Source organism: Apibacter sp. B3919, from assembly GCF_026537405.1.
Classification (GTDB): domain Bacteria; phylum Bacteroidota; class Bacteroidia; order Flavobacteriales; family Weeksellaceae; genus Apibacter.
The window spans coordinates 66,032-83,312 of record NZ_JAFNMG010000005.1 but is presented as its reverse complement, the minus strand read 5'-3'; the positions used below and the strand labels follow the sequence as shown (position 1 = coordinate 83,312).

Here is a 17,281-nt window from a genome sequence, read left to right as displayed (position 1 = left end):
TAAATATAATCATATAAGATTAGAAGTAAAATGGTATCTTCGCGTTGTTAATTCTTAAAATGAATGAGAGATACTAACACTAGTAAAGGAAAAGAATTTATAGCTGTCATTCAGGATAATAAAACAGGTAAGGTTTTAACATCCGGTCAATGCACCTATGCCTTGCTAAAAAAAACTCAGGCAGAAAAAAAAATTTATTTTGTTGATGATTTTTTTGATGATTTATACACAGCAGAAGAATTTTTATGGAACAAAGATAAGACTGTGATATTAATCAAAGTTAAAACCAACAAAGATTCAGATAAATATTTACCAACAACGGATTTCTTGGAAGAAAATAGAAATTCCTATTCCTATTTAAGTATTTTAGAAAAAAAAATAGGAAAAAGCATTAAAGGAGAAAAGCAAAATACACATATTACTACTGTTTTAAAGAAAGGCAAATCCAAAATTGCGCAAAAATTTGGAGAAGAAGCAGTAGAGTTGGTAATTGAAGCAGCTAAGGAAAACGATAAATTATTTAAAGATGAAGCCGCAGATGTTTTTTATTATTATCTGATATTGCTGCAGGAAAGAGGATTTTTACTAGACGATATTTTAAAGCAATTAAAGCTACAACGAAGAAAAATTTAAAGTTCTTCCTCCTTAATCTGTTCAATTTCGATTCCTGCCTCCCTTAAAAAATCAATGCCACTCGTATCAGAATACTCATTGATATATACCAAACGCTTGATACCTGCCTGATGAATCAATTTGCTGCATTCGCGACAAGGAGAAAGTGTAACATAAAGAGTAGCTCCTATGCAGGATTGTGTAGATGCAGCCACTTTAAGGATGGCATTAGCTTCAGCATGCAAAACATACCATTTAGTAGTTCCCGTTTCGTCTTCGCATATATTTTCAAAACCTGTAGGAGTACCATTATATCCGTCAGAAATAATCATACGGTTTTTAACAATTAAAGCTCCTACCTTCTTTCTTTCACAATAAGATAATTTACCCCATTCTTGAGCCATGCGTAAATAAGCAATATCATATTTTGTTTTCATAAGCTAAAAATACATTTTTTTACTAAAAGGCTTAACTAATTTATTGATACTTTTTTATTTTTTTAACAGTTATTAAAAAGGGAAATACAGATATATAAAAAAAGTATTTATGAATAATTTAAATTATTTGGAATAATTATTGTCATAAACAAAAGATAAAATATGTTATAATTAAATAATAATACATTTAACACGGAAAAATTTTGTTATGGAAAATCTATTAGATTCATTAAAGAAAATTATTACACCCGAAGCTGTTTCTAATATATCTTCAGAATTGGGAGAAGATACAGGAAAAGTTACATCAGCAATAAAAACAGCCGTTTCCAGTTTATTCGGTGCAGTTCTAGAAAAAGGTAATGATAATAAGTTAGAAAATATATTGAAACAAGCGGGAAATATTCCTTCTATTTCTAATGTAAAAGGATTGTTTTCCGGACAAGCAGATGCTGAAACACAAAAATTAAGTTCAGGCTTTTTAAATAATCTTTTTGGGGATAAATTAGGAAACTTTTCTTCTCTGATATCTTCTTCATCCGGCTTAAAAAGTGAAAGTACTACCAAATTAATGGGAGTTATATCTCCATTAGTGGCAGGATTTTTAGGGCAAAAGTTATTAGCAGGAGGAAATTTCAAAGGCTTATTAGGACAGATAAATTCAGAAAAAAATGGATTTTTATCATCAATACCTTCTGGTTTAGCCGGTATTTTAGGAGTTTCTTCAATTTCAGGATTAGGAGATTCTTTTCTTAACAAAGTTTCATCTCAAACTAAAGAAACTGCAGAAAACGTAAAAGAAAAAGTAGAAGATACCTATCATGAATATAAAGATAAAATGGAAAAACATTCCGGTGGCGGTTGGTTAAAATGGCTTATCATATTTTTACTTGCGGGTATTCTAATCATTTGGTTATTTTCTAAAAATGGATGTTCTAAAGGGAAAGGTACTACAGCTCCGGTAAACGATTCCATCCAAAAAGTAGAGCCTAATGCAAATAATAGAGACACAGTTTCAGCTAATAGTACTAATCCAACAAATCATAAAATAAAAGAATTACTTCCGATTACGTTGCCAAGTGGAACAGTTATCAATGCTTTTCCCGGAGGAATAGAAGACAAAATGGTCAATTTTTTGCAATCCGATGAATATAAAAATGCTACCAACGACGATTTAAAAAATAAATGGTTTGATTTTGATGCCATCAATTTTGAATTTGGAAGCGGAACAAAACTAACCCCTGAATCTGAAACACAAGCAAAAAATATTGGAATTATACTTAAAGAATTTCCTGATGCAAAAGTTAAAATTGGAGCTTATACCGATAAAAAAGGAAATGACCAAGATAATTTAAAATTGTCACAAGAAAGAGCAAATACTGTAAAGGAAATATTTATTAAAAATGGATTTGGAGATAGAGTTGACGGAGCTGAAGGGTATGGTTCCAAATTTGCAACAGTTGATGCAAATGCTTCCGATGAAGAAAGAGCTAAAGACAGAAGAATTTCTTTACGTTTTGAAAAATAAAATTTAGACAATTAATTTAAAAAAACTATTATATAACTGTAGCAATAGGATAAATATGTAAGAATCTAATAAATAAGAGTAAAACCTTAAGAATTCTATTCGTAACCCATTCTTTATTTTATATAAATGAATGGGTTTTTTATTTCTTGTAATTTAAGAATAATGTAAACTCAGCACATACTTAAATAGTCTATTTAAATGCAGAGCAAGAACAGAATATATAAAGTAAAGCACTCTATTTAATTACGCTCATAATTAAATAATAATCTAAATATAAATTAAAGAAAAACATAAAATCGGCTGAAATATTTTGTATTATAAAAAGATAATTAGTATTTTTGTTAAAATAATTAAGTAAAGTGAAAGCAATATTTTTAAATAATATATCTTGGTGGTGGTGCTCTCAGCTTCAATAGCCGTGGGCAGTAAGGTGTATTATTTTAAATAAAATAGTAAAAGAATAAGAAAAACCTACCGTGTTCACGGTAGGTTTTTTTGTTTTTTGAAATGATTAATTACATAAAATGAAAAAAAATGAAGCATACATATAGTGTAAACCAAGAAGGTTACTATGGAGAATTTGGAGGAGCTTATATTCCTGAAATCCTTTATGAAAATGTAGAAATTCTAAAAAACAATTATTTAAAAGTATTAAATGACCCAAAATTTCAAAAAGATTACCACGATTTACTAAGAGATTATGTTGGAAGGCCCTCTCCTTTATATTTGGCAAAAAGACTGTCTCACAAATACGGATGTAAAATCTACTTAAAAAGAGAAGATTTAAATCATACCGGAGCGCACAAAATCAACAATACAATAGGTCAAATATTATTGGCGCAAAGAATGGGTAAGACCCGAATCATAGCTGAAACCGGAGCGGGTCAACATGGAGTTGCCACTGCTACAGTTTGTGCACTAATGAATATGAAATGCGTAATTTACATGGGAAAAGTGGATGTGGAAAGACAAAAGTTGAATGTTGAAAAAATGCAAATGTTAGGAGCAGAAGTACTACCCGTGACGAGTGGAAATATGACCTTAAAAGATGCTACTAATGAAGCAATTCGCGATTGGTGTTCAAATCCGAAAGACACGTATTATATTATAGGTTCCACCGTAGGACCTCATCCTTATCCGGATATGGTTGCTCGTTTACAATCAGTCATCAGTGAAGAAATTCGCAAACAACTGTTAGAAAAAGAACAAAGAGAAACCCCCGACTATTTAATAGCATGTGTAGGAGGAGGAAGCAATGCTGCCGGAACCATCTATCATTTTTTAAATGAACCTTCGGTAAAGATTGTCTTAGCTGAAGCAGCCGGAAAAGGATTAAACTCCGGAGAATCTGCTGCGACGATCCATTTAGGAAGATTAGGAATCATTCACGGAAGCAAAACATTACTCATGCAATCAGAAGATGGACAAATAGAAGAACCGTATTCTATATCGGCCGGATTGGATTATCCGGGAGTAGGTCCCCTTCATGCCCATTTGTCTAAAACCAAACGTTCGGAAGTTCTGGCAATCACAGATGAGGAAGCTCTTGATGCAGCCTTTGAATTAACAAGATTAGAAGGTATAATTCCCGCCATTGAGTCGGCACATGCCTTAGGAGTATTGAAGAAAAAGAAATTTAAAAAAGAAGATATTATTGTGATCTGTCTATCGGGAAGAGGAGATAAAGATATGGAAACATACATAAAAGTTCAGGAAAAAAGAAAAGAATAGAATATGAAAATACAGGTAAAAACTAAGAAATTATTAGCAGACTTACAAACTCCGGTAGGAATATATTTAAAAATAAGGGATGCTTTTCCTGAATCTGCCTTACTCGAAAGTTCTGATTTTCATGGTGGAGAAGACAGCTCGTCTTTTATTGCGATGGATCCTTTAGCTAAATTTAAAGTTAAAGACTATGAAATTACAACGGAAATAAACGGGCAAACAAAAATCAAAAATTTAGAACAACCTTTAGTTAACGAATTCGATGATTTTATTAAAAGCTTTCAATTACAAGGAGAGAATCCTGCTAAAATTAATGGTTTTTTTGGATATACTTCCTATGATAGTATTCAATATTTTGAATCGGTTGATCCTAAAAATAAAAAATATGAAAATGCGGATATTCCTGAATTATTTTACATTTTTTACCGATTTATATTAGTTATTAATCATTTAAAGAATGAATTAACCATAGTTGAAAATATTCCCGAAGGGGAAAAATCAGATATTCATCAACTAGAAGCCTTATTACAAAATAATAATTTTGCTTCCTATAATTTTAAGATCAAAGGAGATGAAAAAAGTTTTATTTCCGATGAAGAATATATAGAGTCTGTAAAAAAAGGGATTGCACATTGTAAAAGAGGAGATGTCTTTCAGATTGTTCCTTCACGGTGTTATTCACAAGCATTTACCGGCGATGATTTTAAAGTATATCGAGCGTTACGATCCATTAATCCGTCTCCCTATCTTTTTTATTTCGATTTTGGTTCTTTTCGAATATTCGGATCATCCCCCGAAACGCATTGTAAAATAAATAAAGGACGAGCTTATATTGATCCTATAGCCGGAACTTATAAAAGAACCGGAGATGATGAAAAAGACAGAAAACTTTCAGAAAAACTCTTACAAGATGAAAAAGAAAATGCAGAACATGTTATGTTGGTAGATTTAGCAAGAAATGATCTGAGCCGAAATTGCCATGAGGTCCAATTAGAGTTTTTTAAACGAGTACAGTATTTTTCACATGTGATACATTTAGTTTCCCGTGTGAGTGGAATTGTGGATGAAAATAAAAACAGTATTTCTGTATTTGCAGATACATTTCCTGCAGGAACCTTATCCGGAGCACCCAAAGTTAGAGCCATGCAATTGCTGCACGATATAGAAAAGCATATGCGGGGAATATATGGAGGATGTATCGGTTATATTGGTTTAGACGGAAATTTAAATCAAGCAATTACCATCCGGTCATTTTTAAGCAAAAATAATGTATTGTATTATCAAGCAGGGGCGGGCGTTGTATCCAAGTCAAATCCCGAAGAAGAGTTAAAAGAAGTAAATAACAAGTTAGGAGCGCTTAAAAAAGCAATTGATCTGGCAGAAATTTTAAAAAATTAATTATATATGAAAGCTTTACTTATTATCGATATTCAAAATGACTATTTTGAAGGAGGAAAAAATCCTCTAAATAATTCTATACAAGCTTGTGAACAAGCAAAAAACATTTTAGAAAAGTTTAGAAAAGAACAATGGCCGGTAGTCCATATACAACATGTATCTTCACGGTCGGATGCTACTTTTTTCCTTCCTCATACTCAAGGGGTAGAAATACATTCCCATGTCAAGCCGAAAGACGAAGAAACCGTCATCATCAAGAATTTTCCAAATAGCTTTATAAATACAGATCTTCAAGATACTTTAAAGAAACTTAAAGTTGATGAACTTGTAATTTGCGGAATGATGACCCATATGTGTGTGGATGCAACTACTAGAGCAGCAAAAGACTTAGGCTATACATGTACTTTAATAGGCGATGCTTGTGCAACCCGAGATCTTGAAATTAAGGGAGAAAAAATACAAGCTAAAGAAGTTCAAAATTCATTTTTAGCAGCCTTAAGTTATTACTATGCCGATGTACAAACGGCTAACCAATTCTTAAATTCATGTTCTAAGTAAATATATGATGAAACTATTGGTTTTAGATAATTATGATTCATTTACCTATAATTTGGTTCACTTAATCAAAGAATTGAATTATACCGAAGTAAATGTATTTAGGAACGATCAAATCACGGTATCAGAAGTAGCAGACTATGATAAAATAATATTATCACCGGGACCGGGAATACCTTCCGAATCAGGAATATTGCTCTCATTAATCAAACGATATGCTCCAACTCATTCGATTTTAGGGGTGTGCCTAGGAGAACAAGCTATAGGAGAAGCTTTTGGTGCTAAATTGACCAATTTGGAAGATGTGTATCATGGAGTAGCAACGAAAATAAGAATAATAGATGAAGACTATATATTCAAAGGTATTTCTGAAGAAATGGAAGTTGGGAGATACCATTCGTGGATTGTAGATAATCAAAATTTTCCGGATGAACTTCAAATTACGGCCGTCGATCATGATAATCAAATTATGGCTATAAAACATAAGCATTATGATGTCCACGGAGTTCAGTTTCATCCTGAATCCATACTTACCCCGAAAGGCAAAAACATTTTAAAAAATTTTTTAGAAAATTAAGTTGATATGAAACAACTATTAAACAGACTCTTTGAGCATCAATATTTAAACCGAGAAGAAGCGAAAGAAGTATTGACTAAAATGGCCGCGAAAGAATATAATGAATCTCAGATTGCCGCTTTTATAAGCGTTTTTCTTATGAGAAATATTAGCATCGATGAATTTTTCGGTTTTAGGGATGCCCTTATGGATTTATGTACGGATGTTTCATCTTTAGCCGCATATGATCCTATAGATATCGTTGGTACGGGAGGGGATAATAAAAATACGTTTAATATTTCTACTCTTTCATGTTTTGTGGTAGCCGGTGCCGGATATAAAGTTGCAAAGCATGGAAATTATGGTGCAACTTCTGTTAGCGGAGCTTCCAATGTGATGGAACAACACGGAGTTAAATTTACTGCAGATATCGGTAAACTTGAACGATCATTAGATCAATCCAACCTGGCCTTTTTACATGCTCCTTTATTCAATGATGCCATGAAGGTGGTAACACCGATAAGAAAAGCATTAGGAGTTCGTACATTCTTTAATATGCTGGGACCTGTAGTAAATCCAATAAAGCCTAAAAGGAATGTATTAGGAGTCTTTAACCTTAAAATGTCTCGTTTATATTATTATATTTATCAAAATACCGATTGTAATTATACGGTCGTACATAGTTTAGACGGATATGATGAAATATCCTTAACCGATAATTTTAAAGTGGTTACCCATTTAGGGGAACATATCTATTCTCCCGAAGATATCGGTTTGGAAAGATGTACGCAACCGGAGTTGGATGGAGGAAAAACACCTGAAGAAGCTTCAAAAATTTTTGATAACGTTTTAAATAATCAAGCAACCAAAGCCCAAAAAAATGCTGTGATAGCTAATTCGGCATTTGCCATACACAATATAAATCCCAAATTAACTATTGAAGAATGCATAAATCAAGCGAGAGAATCGTTGGAAAGCAGAAAAGCGAAACAAACTTTTCAAAAGTTTTTAAGCCTGAATAATTAGGTTTAATAAAAATAAAAAAGATGAAAAAATTAATACTTATAACATTTATCTTGTGGAATCTTGTATCCTATTCTCAAATAAAAGAAAGAGATCAAAACTTAATTGGATTTTGGCAAGGTACAGAAAAAGGAACTCGAGAAGGAGGAATACGTAACTATTGGATTAAGCAACGGAATATTGACGGAACTTTTCTTTTGTTGAAAATTCAATTGTTGGGAGGAACTGAAGAAAGAGCGATTGTAGATAAAGGGGAATGGTGGACGGAAAAAGGTAATTATTATGAACTTCATTTTACTAGTAAAACAATTGATACCTATTTTTATTATTTTTCTGATCAACAACAAGTTCAGTTTAGAAGAGGACAAATAAACGGAGATTCTGTTGATTTAGATGATGAATTTGTAGAAAAAAAAGTAGTTGATAAGGATAGTAACTCATTCATTGAACCATAAAAGAAAAAAAATGCCTACTATTTTAGATAAAATTATTGATTGTAAAAGGATTGAAATTGAAAAATCAAAAAGGAAAATTTCAATTAAAGATCTGGAAAATAAAATACAAAATGTAAAGAAAAGACAATCTTTTAAAGAATCCATACAAAGATCTTCAACAGGTATAATTGCAGAATTTAAACGTCGATCTCCCTCGAAAGATTGGATTTTTAAAGATGCAAAAATAGAACAAATTATACCTTGTTATTCTGAAAACGGAGCAAGTGCTATATCCATTCTCACCGATACTGATTTTTTTGGAGGTAATTTGCAGGATTTGGTTAATGCAGAAGCCATTACACAAACTCCCCTTCTTCGTAAAGATTTTATGATTGATGAATATCAACTTTTTGAAGCTAAGGCTTACGGTGCAAGTGCAATATTGTTGATAGCCGCAGCTTTAACTGTTGAAAAAACTAAAGAATTGGCAAAACAAGCTAAAAATATTGGATTGGATGTGTTGTTGGAATTGCATCATGAAAAGGAATTAGATTATATTAACGAATGGGTAGATGTAGTAGGAATTAATAATCGTAATTTAAAAACCTTCGTTACGGATGTACAAGTTTCATTTGACATGGTTAATAAAATATCCCCTGAGTTTTTGAAAATTTCTGAAAGTGGAATATCTTCTTCTCAAACTGTAAAAGACTTAATGCTAGCCGGATATAAAGGATTTTTAATGGGTGAAAATTTTATGAAAACGAATAATCCCGGTAAAGCTTTACAAGATTTTATTGAAGAACTTACATAATCATACCAATTAATAGATGAAAATTAAAGTTTGTGGGATGAAATATCCTGATAATATTGAGCATCTTTCTCTAGTACCTATAGATTATATGGGATTTATATTTTACCCGAAATCCTTACGTTATATAGATAAGATACTCCCCGAAACCATTCTTTCACAAACTAAAGATATTTTGAGGGTTGGGGTTTTTGTTAATGAAAAAATAGAATTGATTTTCCATAGGATTGAAAAATATAAGTTGGATGTTATCCAACTTCATGGATTGGAACATCCAAAATATTGTTCAGATCTCATAAAAAGTTTTCCTAATATAAAAATAATTAAGGCTTTTAATGTATCATCCCCTAATGATTTGCACAGTACAAAAGAATATAACTCAGTTTGTGACTTCTTTCTGTTTGATACTAAAAGCACGCAATATGGAGGCTCAGGGAAAAAGTTCGATTGGTCGTTGATGGATTTTTATACAGGTGAACTTCCTTTTTTTTTAAGTGGAGGTATTTCAATGGAAGATGTAGGTAAAATTAAAGAAATAAAGCATCCTAAATTATATGGTTTGGACTTAAACAGTAAGTTTGAACTAGAACCGGGAAGAAAAAATATTGAATTAATAAAAAAATTTATAGAAGAAATAAACTATGAATAGAATAAAGCAATTATTTAATAAAAAACAGAAAGACATTCTTTCCATTTATTTTACGGCCGGATATCCGAATCTTGCCGATACTGGTAAGATCATAAAAGAGCTTGAAAAAAACGGCATAGATTTAGTAGAAGTGGGTATACCCTTTTCAGACCCTATGGCAGATGGGCCGACCATTCAGGAAAGCGGCACGTTGGCCTTGAAGAATGGAATGAATTTAAAATTGCTTTTCGAACAAATTAAAGAAGTGAGAAAAGAAGTTGAATTGCCGTTGCTATTAATGGGATATCTAAATCCTATTATGCAATACGGAATTGAAAATTTTTGTAAAAAATGTAAAGAAGTCGGTGTGGATGGAGCAATTATACCTGATTTGCCTTTTAATGATTATAGTACAAAATATAAATCGATTTTTGAAACTTATGATATAAAAGTTATAATGCTTATAACTCCCGAAACATCAGAAGAAAGAATTCGCTTGATTGATGAAAATACGGATGGATTTATATATATGGTTTCATCTGCCTCAACAACGGGAGCGCAAAAAAGTTTTGATGATAAAAAAGTAGAATATTTTCAAAAAATTAATTCGATGAAATTGCGTAATCCTCGTTTAATAGGGTTTGGTATTTCAAATAAAACTACTTTAGAAGTCGCACAATCTTATGCTAACGGCGCTATTATTGGTAGTAAGTTCATTACCTTGTTAAAAGATAATAATACAATAGAAAAAGCGGTTCAAGAATTAAAAAACACTTTAAAAACTTAATGGGTTTTTTAGTTTTTAAGTGTTTGGTTAATACCCTTTATCTTTTCATGGAAAAAATATATGTTCATTTTTCGGTTGCAGTACAATCTTCGCCTGAACTAATTTTAACAAAAAAATTATTTTAAAATAATTTTTTAAATAGTAAGTGTATTTCTGTTTATCCTTATAATAAAGGGATTTACAGAGAAAGCGGGTAGATTAAAAAATACTTTTTCCATGGATCAAAAAAAAATATTTTACAAAGCCTTATTAGAAAGGGATAGTTCATTTGAAGGAACTTTTATTGTTGGTGTTAAAACTACCGGTATATTTTGCCGTCCTACCTGTTCAGCACGAAAACCTAAATTTGAGAATGTTGAATTTTTTTCTTCAACTAAAGAAGCTTTAAGTAAAGGATATAGAGCATGTAAAATATGTCATCCTATGGAAAGGAATGGTGAGACGCCGGAATATATTCATAAATTATTACAACATTTGGAAGACAACCCCAATATTAAATTAAAAGACTTTGATATAAGAAATATGGGAATTGAGCCAATAAAAGTTAGAAGGTGGTTTCTTAAAAATCATGGAATTACTTTTCATGTGTATCAAAGAATGTATAGAATAAATGAGGCATTTAAAAAATGTAAATAAGGAAAGAATATTACACATATTGCCTATGACTCAGGATTTGAATCGTTGAGCGGATTTAATGAAACTTTTAAAAAAATAACAGGAATTACACCTAAAATGAGTAAAGAAAAACAATTAATTAATCTTACCCGCTTGGCAACCCCTTTAGGTACTATGATTGCTTGTGCCTCAGAGAAAGGCATATGTTTATTGGAATTTTCGGATCGTAAAATGTTAGAAAGAGAGCTACAATTAATATCAAAGCGTTTTAATACTTCTATTGTGCCAAGTGAAAATAGTTTATTTAAACAATTAAAGCAACAATTAGACTCATACTTTGAAGGTACTTTAAAAGAATTTACAGTTCCTTTAGACTGGGTTGGTTCTGATTTTCAAAAAGAGGTATGGAAGGTCCTTCTTCAAATACCTTACGGCAAAACTTCAACTTATGCCATTCAAGCAAAACGTATCGGTAAGCCCTCTTCTGTTCGAGCGGTTGCAAATGCTAACGGTATGAATATGATTTCTATATTGGTTCCTTGTCATAGGGTCATTGGTTCGGATGGATCTTTAACAGGTTATGGAGGAGGACTGTGGAGAAAGAAAAAATTATTAGAGTTAGAAGCAAAAGGTTCGTTACAATTAAAATTGTTTTGATATTAGCAATATAACAGACTATATAGTATAATTGGTTACTAATTTATTTTTATCAATTCTCAATAAGTTCAAAATCTAATTGTTTCTTTTCAAGATTAGCTTTTATAACTTTAATAAATACAGAGTCTCCCAACTGATATTGATTGCCGGTTCTTTGTCCAATAATTGAATAGGTCTTTTCATCATAGCGATAATCATCATCCCGTATATCTCTTGTTTTAATCATTCCTTCGGTTCCGAATTCTTTAATTTCTACATAAATACCATATTCGGTTACTCCGGTGATTACTCCCTCAAAAGATTCACCTAAGTGCTTTTCCATAAATTTAACCTGCATGTATTTAATACTGTCTCTTTCAGCATCGGCGGCTAATTTTTCCATATTGCTGCAATGTTTTGCCATATTCTCGATGATTTCTTTGTTTGCAGACGGTTTTTTGTCTAGAAAATCTTGTAAGAGACGATGGGCAATTACATCAGGATATCGACGTATCGGAGAGGTAAAATGACTGTAATAATCGAAAGCTAAACCATAGTGACCGACATTTTCGGTTGAATATTTTGCTTTTGACATAGTACGGATGGTTAGCGTTTCAATCATATTTTCTTCGCCTTTCCCTTTTACGTCGGCAAGTAATTTATTGATGGATTGATAGGTTTTATTTTTATTGGTTATATTTATATCATATCCCAAAGTATTTACAAATTGTTTAAGAGAGAGTAATTTTATCGGATCCGGGTCGTCATGAATTCTATAAATAAAAGTTCGATCGGTTGGATTTCCTTTTTTATTGGTACTAACATATTCGGAAACTTTTTTATTGGCCAGGAGCATAAATTCTTCAATTAAATGATTGCTGTCTTTTCCAATTTTAAAATAAACACCTACGGGGTTTTTATTTTCATCTAAATTAAATTTTACCTCTATTTTATCAAAAGAGATTGCTCCTTTGTTCATTCGATCTTCTCTTAGTAGCTTTGCCAAATTATTAAGGGTGTGTATTTCTTCTTCAAAATCGCCCTTTTTTCCCTCGATAATCTCTTGGGCTTCTTCATAAGTGAATCTTCTGTCTGAATGGATAACCGTTCGTCCAAACCACTGTTTTTTTACTTGTGCTTTCTCATCCAATTCAAATACGGCGGAAAAAGTATATTTATCTTCTTTAGGACGTAAGGAACAAACATTATTGCTTAAAACTTCAGGAAGCATTGGAACGACTCTATCGACTAAATACACGGAAGTTCCTCTTAAATAGGCTTCTTTATCTAATAGGGTTCCCGGCTTTACATAATGGGAAACATCTGCAATATGAATTCCGATTTCCCAGTTGCCGTTGTCTAACTTTTCGATAGAGAGTGCATCATCAAAATCCTTAGCATCAACAGGGTCAATGGTAAATGTAGTGACAGTACGCATATCTCTTCTTTTAGATATTTCATCCTCTGATATGCGTATATCAAGTTTTTCCGCTTCTTTTTCAACTTCATAAGGAAATGTATAAGGTAACCCATATTCACTTAAAATAGCATGAATTTCGGTTTCATTTTCTCCGGGATCTCCTAATACTTCAACAATAGATCCCGTAGGACTGTCTTCTTTATCTTGCCAATCGAGGAGTTGAACCACTACCAGTTGACCGTTTTTTGCACCGTTGAATTTATCTTTTGGTATAAAAAAATCAGTGTGAACGGAAGGTTTATTAACTACTGCAAATCCAAAGTTTTTGTTCGGAGAATATTCAAATTTTGCAACAAATTTTGTTTTGTAACGTTCCAGGATTTCAACAACTTCTCCTTCCGGTTTTCTGTTTTTAAATTGATGGACTATAGCTTTTACAATGTCATTTTGTAAAGCTTTTCCTGTTTTTCCTTTCGGTATAAAAATATCTTTTTCAAGACCGTCAACAATTAAATAGGCATTACCATTCTGACTGAAATCAATTTTTCCGGTAACGGATTCTTTTATGGAATTGATTTGATATTTTCCGGTTTTTATTTCTGTTAGTTGTTTTTCAGAAACCAAACTTAAAAGTCCTTGTATTACAAATTCCCTTTGTCTGGGATTTTTGTAATCCAGTATTGTGGATATTTGTTTATAATTGTATTGTTTATTCGGGTTTTTTATAAAGATGTTAAGTATATTTCTTTTTAAATTTCGTAGTTTCTCTTTATGTTTAGTAGAAATTATTCTCTTTTTCTTAGTCATAATATATTTTAAAATTTATTTAAATATTCGCCTATTTCATAAAAACTTATCAGATAAATTTATAGTAATAAGTAATTATTTATTGTTACAAAAAGTTAACCACAACGAATATTTATCCAATCGAATTTAATAGTTGGATTAAATACGGAGTTAGTATAGGAGCAAATATAGCAGTTAATACACCATTTAAAGCCATTCCAAGTGCTCCGTAAGCGCCAAATTTTTCGCCATTTTTAACAATTTCCGCCGTACCTATAGCATGAGAAGCAGAACCCACAGCTATTCCGATTGCTTTGTGATCTTTAATTCCTAATTTAGTTAGGAATCCCCATCCGAAAAGGGCACCGACAAATCCGGTAATAAAAACTATCGCAATAGTAAGAGACGGAATACCTCCCAGTCCTTTAGATACCTCCATTGCAATAGGCGTTGTTACAGATTTTGGAGATAAAGAATAAGCTATAATGTCTGAAGCGCCTAGAATTTTTGCTATAACAACCACGGAAATAATTCCCGCAAGACTTCCCGCTATCATAGCGATAAAAACTCGTATATAACTGCCTTTTAAATGTTTTATATACAAATAAAGCGGTAGACCCAAAGTTACCACGGATGGTCCCAGCCAAAAAGAAATTAAAGAGGTATTATTGTTATAATCTTCATACGAAGTATGTGTCACTTTTAAATAGACAATCAATAAGATTATAGAGGTTATACCCGGATGAAGTATTTTATATTTGAATTTAGTAAACAACAGATTACATAACCAAAAAACCAGTAAGGTTAACGTTATATGAAAAAGAGGAGTATCTAAAAATTCCTTCATTCTTTTTTCTTTCTAATAAGTAAACTTACAGTTAATAACACGATAAAGGTACTAAGTATAATGGATATTATAATTGCTAACCATTCCTTAGAGATTAAGTCCCATTGGGAAGCTAATCCAACCCCTAAAGGTATAAATAAAATCAGCATATTATTTAAAAAGAAAGTAGCCACTTCTTTTATATCTTCCACTTTTATGATATTCAATTGTAAAGATACAAGTAATAACAGCATGCCTAATATGCTTCCAGGTATCTTTATTTGCAGGATGAAAACTATTAATTCACCGATAAAATACAACAGTAATATAATTCCTAGTTGTGAAATTAATTTCATATAGCAAAATTACTATATTAAATATAAATCAAATATTATTTTTCATAAGATATTTAATCAAAAAAATAATTTTTAAGTAAAAATTTAGATTTTGATTTGTATTTTGATAAAATTACGATTAAATATTTTATATATTGGAAATAATTATTCCATCACTAGTTTATAAATAAGCCAATTTGTTTAGGCTAAATAGCTAGACGCTTTATCAATAAAATCAATAGTTTCAATCGAATTTTCAGCATCTAAACAAGATGAGGTTGAATTTTTTAACGAATGTACTATTTCTTTATATAACAATTTATGAAGCGGTTCTTTAGGCAAATCAATACCTTCTAAAAAGCTCTCTTTTACATTATAATGTACTAGTTGATCCAAATATTGGCCACCAATTTTTATTGTTCCTTTTTCTGCAATGATAGTAATTGATGATTCAAAATTTTTATCATAGGTAGAGATCGTGTAACACATGCTTCCCAGGGTTTTTCCCGATTTAAATTGTAAAATTCCACTATCGGGGAATTCAATTACGTTTTGAAGCGTATAATTGGCAGTTAAATTGCTTAGTAATTCAATTTTTCCCAATAAATAATGTATTATGTCTATGAAATGAGAGAATTGAGTAAACAGTATTCCTCCATCTAACTGCTTTGTTCCACGCCATGAATTTTTTTTATAATAGCGGTCATTTCTGTTCCAAAAACATTCAATATTTATAAGAAAAATTTCACCTAAATAATCATTGTCAATTAAATTTTTGACGTGGTTTATTATATGTGAAAAACGTAGTTGCAGAGAGGTAAATAATCGAACATTATTATTCTTTGCGATAGTAATTAATTCTTCAATTTGGAATTTATGAAATGTAATGGGTTTTTCCACCAACACATTTTTAGATAATTCCAGGATTTCTTTCGTTTGTTTATAATGGTAACCGTTGGGTGTTGCAACTATATACAAATCAATATCAGGGAAAATAAAATGGCATTCTGATATACTTTGAAAAATAGGGATATTTTTATTTTCCAAAACGGAATTATCCGTATCAATCAAAGCAACTACATTTAAATTTTCATTTTGTGTGATATTTTCATAGTGTATTTTTCCTATATGGCCGAATCCTATAATAGCTATTTTAAGAGTGTTTTTTTTCAAATTTATTTAAATATTTTACAAATTGGATAAGCAAAATTATAAATATTGAAAATAAAAAACCATATAAAATAAAAGAATACGTACTTCTATTTGTAATTAAAGAATTGTTATCAACTAATTGAGGTTCTGAAATTAGTGTTATTACTTGAGATTTTTGAACTTTTTCTACTTCAGTATCAGCTAATAATTGTGTTATCTTTAATGCTTTATTAAGTAAATCCTGTTCAACATTCGTTTTAGAATCTTTATTAATAGATAGAGAAGATGCGGAAATTTTGGATTTATCCCCTTTAGCTATAGATAGTAAGAGGGTATCAATTATCTTTAATTCATTTTTATATATTTTAGATTTAGTATCTATTGAATTTAAATAAGCTTCTTTAAAACGGGAAAAAAACGGATCATTTTCAAACGGACTTAAAATTTCGTTTTTAATTTCTTCAGAAGAAAGTTTATTTGTTGATGTTATATGTATAGAGTGTTTAAGATAATCAGTGTCTACAAGATATTGTCTAAACTTATTAATTAATTCAAAGTTTTTCGAAAAAATAGAATCATTTTTTACAATATTATCATTATTTTTTATGGTAGTATAAAATATATTAAGCTCTTCAGTTAGTGATTTAATAGGTTGTATTGATATATTTTTTAAACCTTTAAGTTTGCTTTCTTTATTTGCAGCTAATTTATTGTATGAGTCAATGAGTTGATATAGTGTTTTAGAACTATTAAAATTAGGTTCAACAATCATATCATAATTATAATAAATGGGTATAATGCCCTTATTTAAGTAACCTAACACACCGGAAATAATTACGACAATTAAAATAAAAAGAAAGTATTTTTTTAATAAAATAATAAACCATAAGATAGTTTTAAAAATTTTTTCGAAAATATTAATAATTTTAGTTCCAATTTTTTTAACAATGTTTATAAGATAATTAAAAAAATCTATAATATTTACTTCGTGGTTTTGGTTTTGTTTAGTCATTTATT

General features: G+C 30.8%; 19 protein-coding genes. 13 read left to right on the top strand and 6 right to left on the bottom strand.

What is annotated here, in order from left to right; genetic code table 11:
• Window positions 1-63: 63 nt before the first annotated feature.
• Window positions 64-633: a phosphoribosyl-ATP diphosphatase gene (gene hisE / locus J3U20_RS08820; RefSeq protein ID WP_160542918.1), complete on the top strand. Its 570-nt coding sequence runs from the start codon at window positions 64-66 to the stop codon at window positions 631-633.
• Here hisE and J3U20_RS08815 read toward each other — a convergent pair.
• Window positions 630-1,049, bottom strand: a complete 420-nt coding sequence (locus J3U20_RS08815; protein WP_105296502.1) for a deoxycytidylate deaminase — start codon at window positions 1,047-1,049, stop codon at window positions 630-632. The genes hisE and J3U20_RS08815 overlap by 4 nt on opposite strands.
• Before the next feature lie 208 nt (window positions 1,050-1,257).
• Here J3U20_RS08815 and J3U20_RS08810 point away from each other — a divergent pair, with 208 nt between their 5' ends.
• From J3U20_RS08810 to J3U20_RS08755, 12 genes are all read left to right on the top strand, one after another.
• Window positions 1,258-2,574 (top strand): OmpA family protein, encoded by a 1,317-nt coding sequence (locus J3U20_RS08810; RefSeq protein ID WP_160542917.1) that lies wholly within the window; start codon window positions 1,258-1,260, stop codon window positions 2,572-2,574.
• A 534-nt stretch (window positions 2,575-3,108) separates the two neighbouring features.
• On the top strand, window positions 3,109-4,305 hold the full coding sequence (gene trpB / locus J3U20_RS08805) for a tryptophan synthase subunit beta (protein WP_160542916.1): 1,197 nt from the start codon (window positions 3,109-3,111) through the stop codon (window positions 4,303-4,305).
• Between the two features lie 3 nt (window positions 4,306-4,308).
• Window positions 4,309-5,700, top strand: a complete 1,392-nt coding sequence (locus J3U20_RS08800) for an anthranilate synthase component I family protein (RefSeq protein ID WP_160542915.1) — start codon at window positions 4,309-4,311, stop codon at window positions 5,698-5,700.
• Between the two features lie 6 nt (window positions 5,701-5,706).
• Window positions 5,707-6,258: a cysteine hydrolase family protein gene (locus tag J3U20_RS08795; RefSeq protein ID WP_160542914.1), complete on the top strand. Its 552-nt coding sequence runs from the start codon at window positions 5,707-5,709 to the stop codon at window positions 6,256-6,258.
• A 4-nt stretch (window positions 6,259-6,262) separates the two neighbouring features.
• Window positions 6,263-6,832 (top strand): anthranilate synthase component II, encoded by a 570-nt coding sequence (locus J3U20_RS08790; RefSeq protein WP_221410893.1) that lies wholly within the window; start codon window positions 6,263-6,265, stop codon window positions 6,830-6,832.
• Window positions 6,833-6,838: 6 nt separating this feature from the next.
• Entirely contained in the window at window positions 6,839-7,837 is a 999-nt protein-coding gene (gene trpD / locus J3U20_RS08785) for an anthranilate phosphoribosyltransferase (protein ID WP_160542912.1), read from the top strand.
• Window positions 7,838-7,857: 20 nt separating this feature from the next.
• Window positions 7,858-8,289: a hypothetical protein gene (locus tag J3U20_RS08780; protein ID WP_160542911.1), complete on the top strand. Its 432-nt coding sequence runs from the start codon at window positions 7,858-7,860 to the stop codon at window positions 8,287-8,289.
• Between the two features lie 10 nt (window positions 8,290-8,299).
• On the top strand, window positions 8,300-9,082 hold the full coding sequence (gene trpC, locus J3U20_RS08775) for an indole-3-glycerol phosphate synthase TrpC (RefSeq protein ID WP_160542910.1): 783 nt from the start codon (window positions 8,300-8,302) through the stop codon (window positions 9,080-9,082).
• A gap of 16 nt (window positions 9,083-9,098) precedes the next feature.
• Complete coding sequence (locus J3U20_RS08770) at window positions 9,099-9,728, top strand: phosphoribosylanthranilate isomerase (protein ID WP_160542909.1); 630 nt, start codon at window positions 9,099-9,101, stop codon at window positions 9,726-9,728.
• On the top strand, window positions 9,721-10,494 hold the full coding sequence (trpA, locus tag J3U20_RS08765; RefSeq protein WP_160542908.1) for a tryptophan synthase subunit alpha: 774 nt from the start codon (window positions 9,721-9,723) through the stop codon (window positions 10,492-10,494). The genes J3U20_RS08770 and trpA overlap by 8 nt, the downstream gene beginning before the upstream one ends.
• 216 nt (window positions 10,495-10,710) lie before the next feature.
• A complete protein-coding gene (locus J3U20_RS08760) occupies window positions 10,711-11,130 on the top strand; it encodes a methylphosphotriester-DNA--protein-cysteine methyltransferase family protein (protein WP_185149854.1) in 420 nt (139 codons plus the stop codon).
• Between the two features lie 96 nt (window positions 11,131-11,226).
• Window positions 11,227-11,766, top strand: coding sequence for a methylated-DNA--[protein]-cysteine S-methyltransferase (locus tag J3U20_RS08755; protein ID WP_255410558.1), 540 nt, complete (start codon window positions 11,227-11,229; stop codon window positions 11,764-11,766).
• A 52-nt stretch (window positions 11,767-11,818) separates the two neighbouring features.
• Here the strand turns inward: J3U20_RS08755 and rnr are convergent, their stop codons facing one another.
• From rnr to J3U20_RS08730, 5 genes are all read right to left on the bottom strand, one after another.
• Window positions 11,819-13,972 (bottom strand): ribonuclease R, encoded by a 2,154-nt coding sequence (gene rnr, locus J3U20_RS08750; RefSeq protein ID WP_160542907.1) that lies wholly within the window; start codon window positions 13,970-13,972, stop codon window positions 11,819-11,821.
• A gap of 112 nt (window positions 13,973-14,084) precedes the next feature.
• A complete protein-coding gene (locus tag J3U20_RS08745) occupies window positions 14,085-14,798 on the bottom strand; it encodes an LrgB family protein (protein ID WP_160542906.1) in 714 nt (237 codons plus the stop codon).
• Entirely contained in the window at window positions 14,795-15,133 is a 339-nt protein-coding gene (locus J3U20_RS08740) for a CidA/LrgA family protein (RefSeq protein ID WP_160542905.1), read from the bottom strand. Before J3U20_RS08740 ends, J3U20_RS08745 begins: the two co-directional genes overlap by 4 nt.
• 180 nt (window positions 15,134-15,313) lie before the next feature.
• Window positions 15,314-16,285: a Gfo/Idh/MocA family protein gene (locus J3U20_RS08735; RefSeq protein WP_160542904.1), complete on the bottom strand. Its 972-nt coding sequence runs from the start codon at window positions 16,283-16,285 to the stop codon at window positions 15,314-15,316.
• Entirely contained in the window at window positions 16,266-17,276 is a 1,011-nt protein-coding gene (locus tag J3U20_RS08730; RefSeq protein WP_160542903.1) for a hypothetical protein, read from the bottom strand. Before J3U20_RS08730 ends, J3U20_RS08735 begins: the two co-directional genes overlap by 20 nt.
• Between the last annotated feature and the right edge of the window lie 5 nt (window positions 17,277-17,281).

Bases quoted from the DNA above. Each gene is read 5' to 3' on its own strand.
- hisE (WP_160542918.1), top strand. From the start codon at position 64: ATGAGAGATACTAACACTAGTAAAGGAAAAGAATTTATAGCTGTCATT.
- J3U20_RS08815 (WP_105296502.1), bottom strand. From the start codon at position 1,049: ATGAAAACAAAATATGATATTGCTTATTTACGCATGGCTCAAGAATGG.
- J3U20_RS08810 (WP_160542917.1), top strand. From the start codon at position 1,258: ATGGAAAATCTATTAGATTCATTAAAGAAAATTATTACACCCGAAGCT.
- trpB (WP_160542916.1), top strand. From the start codon at position 3,109: ATGAAGCATACATATAGTGTAAACCAAGAAGGTTACTATGGAGAATTT.
- J3U20_RS08800 (WP_160542915.1), top strand. From the start codon at position 4,309: ATGAAAATACAGGTAAAAACTAAGAAATTATTAGCAGACTTACAAACT.
- J3U20_RS08795 (WP_160542914.1), top strand. From the start codon at position 5,707: ATGAAAGCTTTACTTATTATCGATATTCAAAATGACTATTTTGAAGGA.
- J3U20_RS08790 (WP_221410893.1), top strand. From the start codon at position 6,263: ATGATGAAACTATTGGTTTTAGATAATTATGATTCATTTACCTATAAT.
- trpD (WP_160542912.1), top strand. From the start codon at position 6,839: ATGAAACAACTATTAAACAGACTCTTTGAGCATCAATATTTAAACCGA.
- J3U20_RS08780 (WP_160542911.1), top strand. From the start codon at position 7,858: ATGAAAAAATTAATACTTATAACATTTATCTTGTGGAATCTTGTATCC.
- trpC (WP_160542910.1), top strand. From the start codon at position 8,300: ATGCCTACTATTTTAGATAAAATTATTGATTGTAAAAGGATTGAAATT.
- J3U20_RS08770 (WP_160542909.1), top strand. From the start codon at position 9,099: ATGAAAATTAAAGTTTGTGGGATGAAATATCCTGATAATATTGAGCAT.
- trpA (WP_160542908.1), top strand. From the start codon at position 9,721: ATGAATAGAATAAAGCAATTATTTAATAAAAAACAGAAAGACATTCTT.
- J3U20_RS08760 (WP_185149854.1), top strand. From the start codon at position 10,711: ATGGATCAAAAAAAAATATTTTACAAAGCCTTATTAGAAAGGGATAGT.
- J3U20_RS08755 (WP_255410558.1), top strand. From the start codon at position 11,227: ATGAGTAAAGAAAAACAATTAATTAATCTTACCCGCTTGGCAACCCCT.
- rnr (WP_160542907.1), bottom strand. From the start codon at position 13,972: ATGACTAAGAAAAAGAGAATAATTTCTACTAAACATAAAGAGAAACTA.
- J3U20_RS08745 (WP_160542906.1), bottom strand. From the start codon at position 14,798: ATGAAGGAATTTTTAGATACTCCTCTTTTTCATATAACGTTAACCTTA.
- J3U20_RS08740 (WP_160542905.1), bottom strand. From the start codon at position 15,133: ATGAAATTAATTTCACAACTAGGAATTATATTACTGTTGTATTTTATC.
- J3U20_RS08730 (WP_160542903.1), bottom strand. From the start codon at position 17,276: ATGACTAAACAAAACCAAAACCACGAAGTAAATATTATAGATTTTTTT.